The sequence below is a fragment of the Amycolatopsis sulphurea genome, assembly GCF_002564045.1.
GTDB classification, from domain to species: domain Bacteria; phylum Actinomycetota; class Actinomycetes; order Mycobacteriales; family Pseudonocardiaceae; genus Amycolatopsis; species Amycolatopsis sulphurea.
The window spans coordinates 670,890-685,867 of the sequence record NZ_PDJK01000002.1 but is presented as its reverse complement, the minus strand read 5'-3'; the positions used below and the strand labels follow the sequence as shown (position 1 = coordinate 685,867).

Genomic DNA, 14,978 nt, shown 5'->3' with positions numbered 1-14,978 from the left:
CCGTGGGGTGGTGACGCAGGACTGGTCATCGCATTTCAGGATATCTCGCAGGGCGCGAAATCTTTGCTGCCAAAGGGATATGCGGCCAATGTCAGGCTATCGCCGAGATTGCGGCCAGGCACCGTCGCGTGGGGTGGTGCGGCGGGCGATCGCCCGTTCGGAGACAATTCGGCTCGTGACTGAACGAGCTTGGCCCGCGGGTGCGGCGACGGCGATCGGCTCGATGCCGGGGGTCGATCCGGTCGAGGCGGCGGCGGTCGTCTTCGGGGAATTGCCCGACTTTCCACATGTGCCTGAGCTACCGGCGCGCGGGGTGGGTGCGGACCTCATCGGCCGGACCGCCGCGTTGCTTGTCGACCTCGCCGTCGAGGTCGTCCCGAGCGGGTATCGCGTGGCCGGACGGCCTGGACATGACCACAGGCGTGGGATTGACCTGCAGCAATGGGATCTCGACGCGGTTCAGCAGGCTCGGGAGACCGTCGGCTCCCCGCCGGTGATCAAGACTCAGATCGCGGGTCCGTGGACGCTTGGCGCCGGTATCGAGCTCACCCGTGGCCATCGCCTACTCACTGACCGCGGCGCACTGCGCGACTTCACCGAGTCGCTGCTCGACGGACTTGCCCAGTACGTCGGAGAGCTTGCGGCCAGGACCGGCGCGCCCATCGTGGTCCAGCTCGACGAGCCATCGCTGCCGGCTGCGCTCGCGGGAGGCCTGCCGACGCCTTCCGGATACGGCAACGTGTCGGCTGTGCCTGAGCCGGAGGCCCGGGAACTACTCACTGTGATGATCGATCGGATCGGTGGCATTACCGGTCAGCCGGTCGTCGTCCATTGTTGCGCTCCGCATCCGCCGATCGCGCTTTTGCGATCGGTCGGCGCCGGCGCCATCGCCTTCGACGTCAGCCAGCTCGGCGGCGCCTCGACGGGGCTGCTCGATGAGGTCGGTGAAACCTGGGACAGCGGCACATCGCTCTTTCTGGGCCTTGTCCCGTCCACGGACCCGGTGACGCAGCCAGGGCTCAAGGAGCTCGCGGCGCCCGCGCTCAACCTTGTCGATCGACTGGGCTTCACTCGCGCCATCCTCGCTGAGCGGGCTGTGCCGACCCCAGTTTGCGGCTTGGCGGGTGCCACGAACGAGTGGTTGCGCCGAGCTCTCGCCCTCAGTCGTGACCTGGGCAAAGCATTCCTGGAGCCGCCTGAAAGCTGGTGATCCGAGGACCCGGCGGTCGCGGGGCGCGTACCGTGGTAGGCGGGAGAAGGACGAGGGGGAGTTTCGCGATCATGGGTTTGTTCCGCCGCCGTCGTGCGGAGTCTGGGACCACAGCCGGCGCGCTGTCGCCCGACCCGCGCACGCCGTGGCCAGTGCAGCCGGTGCCATCGGACGTGACGGCTGCCGCCGCCGCGTTCTGGAAAGGCTGGTATGAGCTCCTTCCGGAGGTCAGTGCGGCACTCGGGGATCGGGAACCGCACCGAGTCGAGTACGACCTGTGCCAGCTCGTGGAAGCCTTGCATCCGCGGTTGCACTTCGCGCTGGAGCGCGGGCGTCAGGCGATTTATGCGCTGGTCCTCAGCGGTCAGGAAGATCCGGAATTACGGCCATACACCGACGCCTGGAAAGCCGCCGGGCCGCAGGATGACGCGATCTGGGAGTACCACGATTCGGTGCCGCCGGTGCCCGATCCGACAGAGGTGACCGTCAACGTCGGTGGGCAACGGGTCTCGCTCGCCGATGTCCGGATCGTCGCCCAGGTCGACGAGGGTGTGGTCGACGTGGCCGTGCATCATCCGGCATTCACGGATCTCGACGAGGCTGCCCGCACCGCGTTGACGTTCCTCCCGCTCGACGCCGCGTTGGGCGAGCGGGTCGCCGGTAAGCGGCTACGCCGGGTCGAAACTGCCGAATCCGAGCCCGAGGGCACCGTCGGCTTGGTGGAGTTCCGCGACCTGGTCCGCACGCTGCCGGAACGACCGGACGAAAGTGTCGGTACCTCCGGCTAGGCTCACTACCCGTGAGCAGCACCGACCTTCCCCAGGACCCGACGGCCGAGGCGACCGCACCGGATGTGGCCGACGTGCCGGCCGACGTCCGCGAGCGCCACGGCGCTCTTGCCGAGGAGATCCGCGGCCACCAGTTCCGGTACTACGTGCTGGACTCGCCGATCGTCTCCGACGGCCAGTTCGATGCGCTCCTCGGTGATCTGCAGGCCATCGAGGATGAGTACCCGGCCCTGGTCACGCCCGATTCGCCGACACAGAACGTCGGCGGGACATTCTCCACCGAGTTCACGGCGCACAACCATCTAGAACGCATGCTGAGCCTGGACAACGTGTTCGACCACGACGAGTTCCTCAGCTGGGTCGAACGTGTGGAGAAGGAGATCGGGTCCACCGAATACCTGTCCGAGCTGAAGATCGACGGGCTGGCCATCAACCTTCTGTACGAAGATGGCAAGCTCACCCGCGGGCTCACCCGCGGCGATGGCCGCATCGGTGAGGACGTCACTCTCAACATCCGCACCCTGGAACAGGTTCCGGACCAGCTGACCGGCACCGACGAGTTCCCGGTGCCCAGGCTCGTGGAGGTGCGGGGAGAGGTCTACTTCCGGGTCGAGGATTTCCTCGACCTGAACGCGCGGATGGTCGAGGCGGGCAAACCACCGTATGCGAATCCGCGTAACACGGCGGCAGGCTCGTTGAGGCAGAAGGATCCCAAGATCACCAAACAGCGACGGCTGCGGCTGATCTGCCACGGGCTCGGCAAGCGTGAGGGCTTCGAACCGGTCACGCAGTCGCACGCCTACGACGCACTGGCGGCCTGGGGCCTGCCTGTTTCGCCGCACACCCGGGTCCTGCGGACCGCGAAGGAACTCACCGATCACATCGCCTATTGGGGTGAACATCGGCACGACGCCGAGCACGAGATCGACGGCGTGGTGATCAAGGTCGACCAAGTCGTGCTTCAGCGTCGGCTCGGCAGCACGTCGCGAGCTCCCCGCTGGGCGATCGCGTACAAGTATCCGCCGGAAGAAGCGATCACGACCCTGCTCGACATCCAGGTCGGGGTCGGGCGGACCGGCCGGGTGACGCCGTTTGCGGTCACCGAGCCGGTCAAGGTCGCGGGATCCACGGTTGCGCGTGCGACGTTGCACAACCAGGAAGAGGTCAAGCGCAAAGGCGTGCTGATCGGTGACCGGATCGTGATCCGCAAAGCCGGCGACGTGATCCCGGAGGTGCTGGGCCCGGTCGTCGACGCGCGGACGGGCGACGAGCGCGAGTTCGTCATGCCGACGAGCTGCCCCGAATGCGGGACGGAACTCGCCTATCAGAAGGAGGGCGACAAGGATATCCGTTGCCCCAACACGCGGTTCTGCCCCGCGCAGCTTCGGGAGCGGTTGTTCCACCTGGCCGGGCGCGGTGCGTTCGACATCGAAGTGCTCGGGTACGAGGCCGCGGTCGCGCTGCTCGATGCGCGGGTCGTCGCAGACGAGGGTGACGTTTTCGACCTCGACGAGGATTCGCTCGCCGAAGTGGAGTTGTTCCGCACCAAGGCGGGGGAGCTTTCGGCGAATGCGCGGAAATTGCTGTCCAATCTTGATTCGGCGAAGGACCGGCCACTGTGGAAGGTGATCGTCGCGCTGTCGATCCGGCACGTCGGTCCCACCGCGGCGCAGGCCCTTGCCCGCGAATTCGGTTCGGTGCAGCGGATCGAGGAGGCGAGCGAGGAAGAGCTGGCGGACGTCGACGGCGTCGGGCCGACGATCGCGCATGCCGTCCAGGAGTGGTTCGAGGTCGGCTGGCACCGGGAGATCGTCGAAAAATGGCGAAACGCCGGGGTCCGGATGGCGGAGGAGCGCGACGACTCCGTACCCCGGAACCTGGAGGGGCTTTCGATCGTCGTCACCGGCTCGCTCGATGGCTTTTCCCGTGACGAGGCCAAGGAAGTCATCATGGCCCGGGGCGCCAAAGCGGCTGGGTCAGTGTCCAAGAAGACGGCGTTCGTAGTCGTGGGCGACTCGCCGGGGTCGAAGTACGACAAGGCGGTGCAGCTGAAAGTGCCTGTCTTGGACGAGAACGGGTTCCGGGTGTTGCTTGACCGCGGCCCGGATGCCGCCGCGGAGGTGGCTCTCGAGACGGGAACGGACGGGGAACCGGAGACTGAGGGGGACGATGGCTGAAGTCCGGATCGGTCGGCGCGCGCGGAGGAACTCGCGGAAATCGTCGATGTCACGGTAGAGGACTACCGGATTGACGGCTTTTTGACGTCGAGGCTGGGCATGAGGGGTTGCTGCGGATGCCGCCCGCCGAGCCGAGCATGCCGAGATACTGGTGGCCGTCGACGACGGCGACCGGAGGCTCGGATCGGTCACGGTTGTGCGGCCGGGAGTGAGTATGCCGAGGGTTCCCACGTCGGTGAGCCGGAGTTCCGGATGCTGGCAGTGGCGGGTAAGGCTCGCGGGCGCGGGATCGGTGCGGCACTCACCCGGGCTGTGCTGGACCCGGGGACGTGCGTTGGGGTCGGCAAGGTCTTGTTGAGCAGCCTTGCGCAGATGAGAACGGCGCAGCGGCTGTATGAGCGGATCGGCTTCAGTCGGCTGCCGGGGAGGGATTGGCGTCCTGAGCCCGGTGTCAGCCTGATCGCGGACGAGTACGATCTGTAGGAATTGTCGCAGGTCATCAGCTTGTTGCCATTTTTTGGCAACAGCGGGTGGGGCTTCCGCTGGTTTCTTTGTCGCTGACAGGTCGGTGGTTGGAGTCTTGTCTTCGAACACTCTCCGCGTCGCCTCGTCCTGGCGAGGTGCCGATTCGCCATTCGCCAGCGAACTTGGTTCGGGGCCGTTCCGACGGCATGGTGCCGGTTCTGTGCGTATGGTGTTGCCGCCAAGTGGCGAGACACCGGCCAGCCCGTCGGTTACCGCTGGACGCAGCGATCGACGTGACGTTTGTGAGTGGCCTTGGTCAGGAGACGAAACCAGGCATGCTGGCGATCGTTGGCGGCGGACCGGACCGGCCGCCCAGGTCCGTGAACGGACAGGAATCGCCGACGCCTTCGACCTCCTTAGCCTGGATCCACCGATCGGGTTTCGTTGTGGATCTTTGATGTGTTGTTGATCTTGTTGTGTGGTTGGGGTGTGCGGAATCGGCTGGCTTGTCCAGCGTGTCCATGTGGTCTCCGGTCGGGCCTGGTGAGGCGGTGGTTGGTGGTGCTCAGGCGGCGGGTGGTGGGCGGGTTGCCGCGTCGTGCAGGCCGGCAAAGGCGTCGGCCCAGGGCCAGTAGCCGGGTAGGTGCAGGATTTCGCGGCCTTGAGGCCGGGCGAGGCGGGCGGGGACACAGACGAGGTGGCGGCGCAGGGTCGCACCTCGGGCTGTGGTGTGAAAGATGCTGGCGGTCGATCCGGTGGCGCGCAGCAGGTTGTGGCTGATCGCGGCGCAGACGGCCCAGGCGGCGTTGGCGTCGAAATGCCCGGAGGGCAAGTGTGCGAGGGGGCCGTCGATGAGGTCGGCGAAGGTGGTTTCGACGACGGCGTGGCGGCGGTGGGTGAGATCGGCTTCCACGGTGGACAGCGCGGTGTCGGTGAGAAACGCGTGGTAGCGCCAGACCGGGAACAGCACGTCGGTGTGGTTCTGGTCTTTCACTCGGCGTACCACCAGCCGCGCGGTGACCTCGTGGCTGGTCCCGGCGAACGCGGTGTAGACGGTTTCGGCGACCTCGGCATCGGAGATCAGCTTCCCGGTGTCGGGATCCTCGACCGCGCCGGGGTAGCGCACCGGGATCCACGCATCGTCGGGGATGGTCGCGATCGCGGCCTGGATCGCGCTGTTGCCGGTCACGGTGATGGAGAACCGGGCCGCGGCACGGCGAGCGGCGGACACGACGGTGCCGGCGTAGTAGGCCGAATCGGCCCGCACCAGGATCATTCCTCGTGCTCCGGACGCTTTCGCAGTGTTCAGGGCTTCGGCGAGCAGGCCGGCCGCGCCCCGCGCGGAGCCGGCGTTGCCGCCACGCAGCCGCATCGCGGCGATCAGCGGCGCCGCGAGCGGGGTGGAGATCGTCGCCACCAGCGGCGACAATCCGCGTAACAGCAGCGAGTAGCCACCGACCTTCGCCGGCCCGAACCGCGCGCCCCGTTTCTTCTTGCCGTACACACGCCGCAGCAGTGAATCAATGTCCACATAGGTCATCTGCTCCGCGCCTGCGAGCACCGGCGTCGTCATGGCGAGCGTGGCCAGCATCGCACGCAGGACCGCGGTCAACTGCAGGACGTGCCCGTGGGTGAACGACCGCAGAAACGATCCCAGCGTCGAGGGCGCGTACACCCCGCTGAACAGCCGTTTCATCCCGCCGTGGCGGATCACATCCAGATCATCGATACAGTCCGCGCCCGCCACCATCCCGGCCACGATCGCGGCGATCTTCCCGGCCGGATTCGCTCCGGTCGACGGGATCGGCGCGTTCGTGATCTCCACCTTCTCCGCGACCAGTTGCGACATCCCTGCCCGCTCGGCCAGCGCCATCACCGGCACCAACCCCGCGCACGACACGAGATTCTCCTCATCGAACCGGACGGACGCCCGCGACCACCTATGCCACAATCTCACTGAAAGTGCCTTCCGCCACATGCGACTTGAGAACCTCAGAGACTCTCACTATCGCAGGCCAGAAGGCACTTTCACCTATTACACGCCGCCCCGGACGACAATCCATCGGTGGATCCAGGCTTAGAGCAAACAAGTCGGCCGTCGCTGAGTTCCCGTTCGTGCTTCGGCAAAGCCCGAGGTTCGGGGGAGTGGGCTTCCGAAACATCACCGGCACAGCGACCGGTTGGTCGGGGAACGGCGGAGGAGTTCAGCCGTCCAGGACCACGGCGACGATGCCCGCGAAGTGGGCCAGGCGGGCGACCTCGGCGGCACGGAAGTTTGGCCCGCCGGGACGGGCCACCAGGAGTGCTTTGCCCGGCTTGCCGAGCGGGGTCGCGGCGAGCTCGGTGCCGAGCTCCTTCCAGGTATCCGGAACCCACGACTCCTCGCCGTCGAGGACGGTGGCGCGTTCCAGGGGTAGCCACGGCAGATCAGTGAACGGGCTCTCCGGCGCGGCACTCGACGACGCGAGCCGTCTGGATTCCGGTTCGCCATGTTCCACGATCACCGCCCAGCCGGCGCGGATGATCTTCGGCAGGCCTTCGGCGAGCAGCTCGAGCCCGGTCTTCGGCTGTGCCGCGATCTCCTCGACGAGTTCCAGCTCACGGTGCGTGTCCAGGATCCCGGCGTACGGCCGGACCGCGTCCACCTCGACGCCTTCCACGCTTTCCGCAGCGGTGATCAGGGCGTCCGGGAGCCGCCCGGACGGCAGCTCCACCACCAGGTCGTCGATCGCGAGGCCGCCGGTGCGTTCCACCACGTCCACGCTGAGGATGTCGGCGCCCACGGTGCCGAGCGCGGTCGCCACGGCGCCGAGGGTGCCGGGGGAGTCCGGAAGCTGGACCCGGATCAGGAACGACACCACGCGCCCCTCTCGCCTCAGGCGTTCCAGCCTTGCCGTGGAACGCGACTTCGCCGGGCGCCGATTGTGACAGACCGGGCACCCGTTGCGGTCTCGCCGTCCGGCCGGCGGGATGCCTTGCCCGGTGCGCGTCGTCGCCGGATAACCCGGTCGAGTCGTCCGACGTCGTCACCATAGACTTACAGCTTCCGAGAACACCCGCACAGCACACCCCGGGAGTCACCCGCGTGCCCAACATTTCCCGAGACGAGGTCGCACACCTCGCGAAGCTGGCCAGGCTGGCCGTCACCGATGACGAACTCGACGTCTTCGCAGGCCAGCTCGACCAGATCCTGGACTCGGTCGCGAAAGTGAGCGAAGTCGCCGCGGAGGACGTTCCGCCGACTTCGCACGCCGTACCGCTGACCAACGTCTTTCGCGAGGACGAGATCCGCCCCTGCTTCACGCAGCAGCAGGCGCTGGCCGGTGCGCCGGCCGCCGAGGAGGGCCGGTTCCGGGTGCCGCGGATCCTGGGAGAAGAACAGTGAGCGAACTCGTCAAGCTGACCGCCGCCGAGCTGGCGGCGAAGATCCACGCGCGTGAGGTGTCCGCGACCGAGGTCGCGCAGGCACACCTGGACCGCATTGCCGCGGTCGACGACCACGTACACGCCTTTTTGCACGTCGACACCGACGGTGCGCTCGCCGCGGCCAAGACCGTCGACCAGAAGCTCGCCACGGGGGAGCAACCTGCTTCGCCGCTCGCGGGCGTGCCCCTCGCACTGAAAGACGTACTCACCACCGAAGGCGTCCCGACGACTTGCGGTTCTCGTACGCTCGAGGGCTGGATCCCGCCGTACGACGCGACTGTGACACGCAAGCTCCGCGAAGCAGGCGTCGTCATCCTGGGCAAGACGAACATGGACGAGTTCGCGATGGGCTCCTCCACGGAGAACTCTGCGTACGGTCCTACGCACAACCCGTGGGACCACGCGCGTATCCCCGGCGGCTCCGGCGGCGGTTCGTCGGCGTCTATTGCCGCGTTCGAAGCAGCGCTTGCCATCGGTACCGACACGGGTGGGTCGATCCGGCAGCCGGGCGCTGTCACCGGCACCGTGGGCGTGAAGCCGACGTACGGTGGTGTGTCGCGCTACGGCCTGGTCGCCTTCTCGTCTTCGCTCGACCAGGCGGGACCATGTGCGCGTACGGTGCTCGACGCGGCGCTGTTGCACGAAGTGATCGCCGGTTACGACGTCTTGGACTCGACGTCCATCGACGCGCCGGTGCCGCCCGTAGTGGCCGCGGCACGGGAAGGCGCGAACGGTGACCTCAAGGGCGTACGCGTCGGCGTCGTCAAGGAATTCGGTGGCGACGGCTACCAGCCCGGTGTTCTTCGGTCTTTCGCGGCGGCAGTGGAGCAGCTGCGCGCGCTGGGTGCCGAGGTCGTCGAGGTGTCGTGCCCGAGCTTCACCTACGCGCTGCCTGCGTACTACTTGATCGCACCCAGCGAAGCGTCGTCGAACCTCGCGCGGTTCGACGCCATGCGTTACGGCCTGCGCGTGGCCGATGACGGTTCGCACAGTGCGGAGGAAGTCATGTCGCTGACACGTGAGAAGGGCTTCGGTCCTGAGGTGAAGCGGCGCATCATATTGGGCACGTACGCGCTGTCGTCGGGCTATTACGACGCGTACTACGGTTCCGCGCAGAAGGTGCGCACGCTCATCACGCGCGACTTCACCGCAGCGTTCGAAAAGGTCGATGTGCTCGTCTCGCCGACGACACCGACTACGGCGTTCAAGATCGGGGAGCGCGTAGACGACCCGATGGCGATGTACCTCGCCGACCTGTGCACCATCCCGTCGAACCTCGCCGGTAACGCCGCCATGAGCGTGCCGAGCGGTTTGTCCGACGAGGACGGTCTCCCGGTCGGCCTGCAGATCATGGCCCCTGCGCTCGCCGACGACCGGCTGTACCGCGTCGGCGCAGCGTACGAGGCCGCGCGCGACGCTGCTGCCGGCGGCTCGCTCGTGCACCAGGCTCCGGAGCTGGGAGGAACGAAGTGACTGCCGTGGCCGAGTTGATGGACTACGCCGAGGTCCTCGAGCGCTTCGACCCCGTCCTCGGGCTCGAGGTCCACGTGGAACTCAACACGAAGACGAAGATGTTCTGCGGCTGCGCCAACGAGTTCGGCGGCGAGCCGAACACGAAGACCTGCCCCACCTGTCTCGGGCTGCCCGGCTCGCTGCCGGTGGTGAACGGCAAGGCGGTGGAGGGCGCGATCCGCATCGGCCTTGCGTTGAACTGCGAGATCGCGGAATGGTGCCGGTTCGCCCGGAAGAACTACTTCTACCCCGACATGCCGAAGAACTTCCAGACCTCGCAGTACGACGAGCCGATCGCCTTTGACGGCTACCTCGACGTCACGCTGGACGACGGTGAGGTCGTACGCGTCGCCATCGAGCGCGCGCACATGGAAGAGGACACCGGAAAGTCGCTGCACGTCGGTGGTGCGACCGGTCGGATCCACGGCGCCGAGCACTCGCTTCTCGACTACAACCGTGCTGGCGTTCCTCTGATCGAGATCGTCACGAAGCCGATCACCGGCACTGGTGCGCGGGCTCCGGAAGTGGCGCGCGCGTACGTGACCGCGTTGCGTGATTTGCTGCGCGCCATCGGCGTGTCCGACGTCCGGATGGACCAAGGCTCGGTGCGGTGTGACGCGAACGTCTCGTTGATGGCCAAGGACGCCGAGGAGTTCGGTACGCGCACCGAAACGAAGAACGTGAACTCGTTGCGCAGCGTCGAGCGGGCGGTGCGGTACGAGATGACGCGTCAGGCGGCGATCCTCGCCGACGGTGGTTCGATCCGGCAGGAGACGCGGCATTTCCAGGAGGCGGACGGCACGACGGCGGCCGGCCGGGCCAAGGAAACCGCGGAGGACTACCGGTACTTCCCGGAGCCCGACCTGGTCCCGATCGCGCCCTCGCGGGAATGGGTCGAACAGCTGCGGGCGACGCTGCCGGAAATGCCGTGGGAGCGCCGGAAGCGGATCCAGGAGGAGTGGAAGCTCTCCGACGAGGCGTTGCGGGACTTGCTGAACGTCGGCGCTGTCGACCTCGTGGCGGCCACGGTCGAGGCCGGGGCGACCCCGGACGAGGCGCGCGGCTGGTGGGTGAACACGCTGGCGCAAGAAGCGAACTCGCGCGAGATGGAGCTCGGTGAGCTGCCGATCACGCCGGCGCAGGTGGCCGAGGTGATCGGGCTCGTGACCTCGGGGGAGCTGACGAACAAGCTCGCCAAGGAGGTCGTGCAGGGCGTGCTGGCCGGCGAGGGCGCGCCGCGTGAGGTCGTCGAAAAGCGCGGGCTGAAGGTCGTTTCCGACGATTCCGCGTTGCTCGCGGCCGTCGACGAGGCGCTTGCCGCGCAGCCAGACGTCGCCGACAAGATCCGCGGTGGCAAGGTCGCCGCGGCCGGCGCGATCGTCGGAGCGGTCATGAAGGCGACCAAAGGACAGGCCGACGCCAAGCGCGTGCGTGAGCTGATCATCGAGCGCGTTGGTTCCTGAGTGGCCTTCTCGATCACCCGTGTCACCTGGCGCGAGTGGCTTGGCTTGGCGGCCGGGCTGCTCGCGCTGGGCACGTTGTTTCTGCCATGGACGGTGCTGACGGCGGGCGCCGCGGATGCGGACGTGCAGAATGCCTTTCAGGCATTGCCCCGTGGTGACGTCGTGCGCTCGGCGTGGAATTCGGATCCGTTCTCGTGGCTGCCGCCGTTCGTCCTGGTACTGATCGGTCTCGCGGTGGTCGGTCTGGGGCAAATCCGGAAGGTCCGGATGTCCGGGCTGCCGCAGTTGTGGCTGGTCGGGAGCCTCGCGACCGTGCTGCTGATGGCGATCGGGTGGGCGACGCTGGACTGGGTGTTCGACAGCGACCAGCGTGCGTTCCTGGACGCCGCGGGGATCACGGTCGGCGCGGGGATCGGGCGCTACGTGGGGCTGCTGTTCGCGCTGGTCTCGGTCGTCGTGGCGATCTTCGACATTCGGGCGGCTCGTGCGGAGAGCAGGGCTTCTCGGCGTCGCCGTTGAACGGCAACTGCGGGTTTCGCCGGTGAGTGGCTACGGGTTGCGCGTTCGAGGCTGGGCTGTTTGATCGGAGAGAGGTACGGGTTTCGCCGCCTGTGTTCTGGGCGCTTGCCGGAGCGGAGCCGTGGTCGCCGGGGAGTCAACTGCGAAGCGATGGCCGTGGAGGCGCGGGTCGTCGTTCGACGGCGACTCGGTGGCGGCAGGTGAGCGGGCACTGTGGTGATGGGGGAGTTGCCCGGGTGGCATCACGGTCGAGGAGTCACCATCGAGGGGCGACGACACGTTGGTGGAGCGGCGGCGCGTTCCAGGCGTAGGGATGCCTTCGGTCGAACCTTGGCCGGTGAGTGGCGAGAGTGGAAACGCTGACGTCGGTCCTAGGTGCGGGACTTGCCGTCCAATGGCGACGGGCGGAGCTCGGCTGGTGGACCGGGTGTTGCCGGGTAAGGGCGAATTTCGCCGGAGCGGGGCGGGAACGTCGCGGTCGTCCCGTACGGCTCAGTCCTTTCCTTGGCCGCCGCCGGTGTCGGAGATGACGATCAGGATTACGCGGTCGTCGCTGGAGACGGGTTTGCCGCCGTCCTTGTTGGTGGTGCCTGCGACGGCGGTCTGAGGGTTGATCATGCTCATGCCGGCGAGGTGGCCGTAGGTCGTCGGGGGTTTGCCTTTGCCATCCAGGCTGACGGTGGGCGTGCCGGTGACGGCGCCGTCCGGGTTGACCGGGACATTCTGCAGGCCCGCTGACGAGGCGACGGCAAGGATGCCGTTCGCGTCGACGAAGTCGGTGCAGCCGCCGACGGCTGGTCTTTCCGGCCAGGTCCATGCGGGGGCGCTGAGGGATTGGCCGGGTTGAAGGCGGTAGACCGCGTCGGGACCGGAGGCTGGCTGGTCGGTCACCCACATGCGTTTCCCGTCGGCGGAGCCGCAGAGGCCGCCTGGGGCATGCAGACCAGAGGCGTACACGGGGGATCCCGGGGTGGGGTTGTCACTCGCGGGTTTGCCCGACGTGTCGATCCGCAGCACCTTGCCGGCGAGCGATTTCACGTCCGCCGCGGCGGCGGGGTTGCCGGCGTCGCCGGTCGCGACGAGCAGGGCGCCATGCCCGTCACCGGCAATCGTGCCGCGGTTGCCGGTGGCACCTTTCGGGATCCCGGTCAGCACCGGGTTCGGCGGTTGCCCCTTGGCGAACCGGACGACGCGGTTGTCGGTCGGCGTCGTGATGTAGGCGAAAACCAGCTGATCCTCGACGTACTTCGGTGACAGCGCCAGGCCGGTGAGGCCACCGTCGCCGGCGGCCTGGACGTCGAGCTGGGCGAACGACGACGCGTCGTGACCGGCAGTGGCAAGGAAAACCCGGCCGGTTTTCCGCTCTCCCGCGAGGGCGGCAGGCGCGGATCCGTTGCCAGGTAAGCCGGCTACTGCGGAGACCGTGTCCAGGCAGGTCGCGATGACCGCCTTGTCGAAGTCTTTGCAGCCCTGTGGTGGAGGGACTGGAGTCGGCGAGCCTGGGGAAGGCCCGTTACCCGGACTGTTGCCCGACCTTCCCGGGTCTTGGACTTGCGGAGGCGATTCGGGGCTTGGCGGCGCGGCCGGGCTGAACTTCTGTGCGGCCGTGGTGTCGTCGAAACGGGCGCAGCCGGAGAGCACGAGGCCGCCGCAGGCGAGCAGGGCCAGCGGCGCCGACCACCGGGACCGGGTACGCATGATGGCTTCAGCCTAGGTGTCCAGGCGTGAGCCACCGGTAAGTGGTTACCTTGGTGATCATGACCGTCACCGTGCTGGTCCCCGACGACGAGGGCGTCGCTGCGTTGTCCGAAAACCCCCTCGTGCAGGCCGTGCGTTACCAATGGGGCGACCCCGTGCCGCCGGAGGCGACCGAGGCCGAGGTGCTCATTCCCGGCAGACACCCGGCCGACGATGCGTTGTGGCGGGAGTTGCCGAACCTGAAGCTCGTACAGTTGCTGTCGGCCGGTGCGGACGACTGGGTGGGCAAGGTTCCCGACGGTGTGCTGCTCTCCACCTGCCGGGGCGCGCACGGCGGCAGCATGGCCGAGTGGGTGGTCGCGGTGCTGCTGTCGATGTACCGGCAGCTGGACGTTTTCGCCACGGCGCAGCGCGTGGCGAGGTGGGAACGGATGACGTCCGAGACGTTGCAGGGGCAGCATGTGCTCATCATCGGCGCCGGTGATCTCGGGCGGCAGTTGCGGCGACGGCTCGAATCGTTCGACGTCCGGTGCACGATGGTGGGTATGTCGGCGCGCGATGGGGTGCACGGCGTCGAGGATCTCCCGGCATTGTTACCGCTTCACGATGTAGTGGTCATGATGGTCCCCCTCACGTCGCATACCCGGGGCATGGTCGACGCCCGGTTTCTTGCTTCGATGCGGGATGGTGCTGTCCTTGTCAACGCTGCTCGCGGGCCGGTGGTGGTCACCGACGCGCTGGTCGCGGAGGTGACCGCGGGGCGGCTGCGAGCGGCGCTCGACGTGACGGAACCGGAGCCACTGCCTGCGGATCACCCACTGTGGACTGCGCCCGGGGTCGTGCTCGCCCCGCACGTCGGCGGGGCGGTGCACGGGGTTCGGCGGCGTTCGTACGCCGTGGCTGCGGCGGAGATCGCCCGGTATGCCGGCGGGGAGCTGCCGGACAACCTCGTCCACGGTGAATACTGATAGTCTCCGGGTAAACCCTGAAATGGCCCCTGACCTCGGCGTGCTCGCTCGCGGGGGACGTCTGGATCGCTTACTCTTCGCGCGTGACCAGTCAAGGGGATGACCACCAGACCAGCCTGCTGTCCGGCGTCGAGGAATCCGAGAACGACGATTACGGCGAATCGGGCCAGGGTGGTCTCGGTTTCGGCCTGCTCATCCTTCGGCTGGGGCTGGGCGCGATCATGGGCGCGCACGGTCTCCAGCATCTGTTCGGTGCATTCGGCGGTCCGGGCGTCGGCGGGTTCGCGCACGTGCTCGAAATGTACGGGTACCACAAGCAGACCACGCTGCTGTCCTGGGTGACCGGGATCACTGAGGTCGCGGGTGGCGCGCTGGTGATCGTCGGCCTGTTCACGCCGCTCGCGGCGGCGGGACTGCTGGGGGTCGCGGCGAACGTCGTCTACGCGAAGTTCCACGGTGGTTTCTTCCTGGGGACCGGGCAGGGCTGGGAATTCGAATTGCTGCTCGGACTCTGTGCACTCACGTTGATCTTCACCGGTTCGGGTCGTATTTCGCTGGAGACGAACACCCCGTGGCGGAAACGGCCGTTGCCCCTGGGGTTCATCTCGCTGCTGCTGGCGGCGGCTGCGTCCGTGGTGGTCGTCGTTCTGACGCGATAATCGTCTGACGTAATGATCACCGATGGTGGGCCGCTCCGTCGTCATTCGGTGGCCGTTTGCGGGCCTGGGCAAGTGTTGCCGTTTTTTGGCAAC

The 14,978-nt window shown here is 67.4% G+C and carries 13 protein-coding genes; 10 read left to right on the top strand and 3 right to left on the bottom strand.

Annotated features, from left to right (window positions below):
• Nucleotides 1–175 precede the first annotated feature (175 nt).
• The 4 genes from ATK36_RS09145 to ATK36_RS09130 all read left to right on the top strand — a co-directional run bounded on the left by ATK36_RS09145 (nucleotide 176) and on the right by ATK36_RS09130 (nucleotide 4,658).
• On the top strand, nucleotides 176–1,210 hold the full coding sequence (locus ATK36_RS09145; RefSeq protein WP_098514745.1) for a methionine synthase: 1,035 nt from the start codon (nucleotides 176–178) through the stop codon (nucleotides 1,208–1,210).
• Nucleotides 1,211–1,281: 71 nt separating this feature from the next.
• The gene (locus tag ATK36_RS09140; protein ID WP_098510864.1) at nucleotides 1,282–1,998 is read left to right on the top strand and encodes a hypothetical protein; all 717 of its coding nucleotides are present in this window, start codon (nucleotides 1,282–1,284) and stop codon (nucleotides 1,996–1,998) included.
• A gap of 11 nt (nucleotides 1,999–2,009) precedes the next feature.
• The gene (gene ligA / locus ATK36_RS09135) at nucleotides 2,010–4,175 is read left to right on the top strand and encodes an NAD-dependent DNA ligase LigA (RefSeq protein WP_098510863.1); all 2,166 of its coding nucleotides are present in this window, start codon (nucleotides 2,010–2,012) and stop codon (nucleotides 4,173–4,175) included.
• Between the two features lie 99 nt (nucleotides 4,176–4,274).
• A complete protein-coding gene (locus ATK36_RS09130) occupies nucleotides 4,275–4,658 on the top strand; it encodes a GNAT family N-acetyltransferase (RefSeq protein WP_342751995.1) in 384 nt (127 codons plus the stop codon).
• A gap of 547 nt (nucleotides 4,659–5,205) precedes the next feature.
• Here ATK36_RS09130 and ATK36_RS09125 read toward each other — a convergent pair.
• Both ATK36_RS09125 and ATK36_RS09120 read right to left on the bottom strand, forming a co-directional pair.
• The gene (locus ATK36_RS09125; RefSeq protein ID WP_098510862.1) at nucleotides 5,206–6,597 is read right to left on the bottom strand and encodes an IS1380 family transposase; all 1,392 of its coding nucleotides are present in this window, start codon (nucleotides 6,595–6,597) and stop codon (nucleotides 5,206–5,208) included.
• Between the two features lie 247 nt (nucleotides 6,598–6,844).
• Nucleotides 6,845–7,498 carry an ACT domain-containing protein gene (locus ATK36_RS09120; RefSeq protein WP_170069673.1) on the bottom strand — a complete coding sequence of 218 codons (654 nt, stop codon included), beginning with the start codon at nucleotides 7,496–7,498 and terminating at the stop codon, nucleotides 6,845–6,847.
• A 227-nt stretch (nucleotides 7,499–7,725) separates the two neighbouring features.
• On the opposite strand from ATK36_RS09120, the gene gatC reads away from it, so the two are divergent.
• Genes gatC through ATK36_RS09100 form a run of 4 tightly spaced genes read left to right on the top strand, consistent with a single transcriptional unit; the run spans nucleotide 7,726 to nucleotide 11,560 of the window.
• Nucleotides 7,726–8,025, top strand: coding sequence for an Asp-tRNA(Asn)/Glu-tRNA(Gln) amidotransferase subunit GatC (gatC, locus tag ATK36_RS09115; protein WP_098510860.1), 300 nt, complete (start codon nucleotides 7,726–7,728; stop codon nucleotides 8,023–8,025).
• Entirely contained in the window at nucleotides 8,022–9,539 is a 1,518-nt protein-coding gene (gene gatA / locus ATK36_RS09110) for an Asp-tRNA(Asn)/Glu-tRNA(Gln) amidotransferase subunit GatA (RefSeq protein WP_098510859.1), read from the top strand. The genes gatC and gatA overlap by 4 nt, the downstream gene beginning before the upstream one ends.
• Nucleotides 9,536–11,041 (top strand): Asp-tRNA(Asn)/Glu-tRNA(Gln) amidotransferase subunit GatB, encoded by a 1,506-nt coding sequence (gene gatB / locus ATK36_RS09105; protein ID WP_098510858.1) that lies wholly within the window; start codon nucleotides 9,536–9,538, stop codon nucleotides 11,039–11,041. Before gatA ends, gatB begins: the two co-directional genes overlap by 4 nt.
• Nucleotides 11,042–11,560 carry a hypothetical protein gene (locus ATK36_RS09100; RefSeq protein WP_098510857.1) on the top strand — a complete coding sequence of 173 codons (519 nt, stop codon included), beginning with the start codon at nucleotides 11,042–11,044 and terminating at the stop codon, nucleotides 11,558–11,560.
• A gap of 492 nt (nucleotides 11,561–12,052) precedes the next feature.
• Here ATK36_RS09100 and ATK36_RS09095 read toward each other — a convergent pair whose 3' ends face one another.
• Nucleotides 12,053–13,258: a PQQ-dependent sugar dehydrogenase gene (locus ATK36_RS09095; RefSeq protein WP_098510856.1), complete on the bottom strand. Its 1,206-nt coding sequence runs from the start codon at nucleotides 13,256–13,258 to the stop codon at nucleotides 12,053–12,055.
• 59 nt (nucleotides 13,259–13,317) lie between these two features.
• On the opposite strand from ATK36_RS09095, the gene ATK36_RS09090 reads away from it, so the two are divergent.
• Together ATK36_RS09090 and ATK36_RS09085 are read left to right on the top strand one after the other, a co-directional pair.
• Nucleotides 13,318–14,226 (top strand): 2-hydroxyacid dehydrogenase, encoded by a 909-nt coding sequence (locus ATK36_RS09090; protein ID WP_098514744.1) that lies wholly within the window; start codon nucleotides 13,318–13,320, stop codon nucleotides 14,224–14,226.
• 83 nt (nucleotides 14,227–14,309) lie between these two features.
• On the top strand, nucleotides 14,310–14,885 hold the full coding sequence (locus ATK36_RS09085; protein ID WP_098510855.1) for a DoxX family protein: 576 nt from the start codon (nucleotides 14,310–14,312) through the stop codon (nucleotides 14,883–14,885).
• The last annotated feature ends 93 nt before the right edge of the window (nucleotides 14,886–14,978 follow it).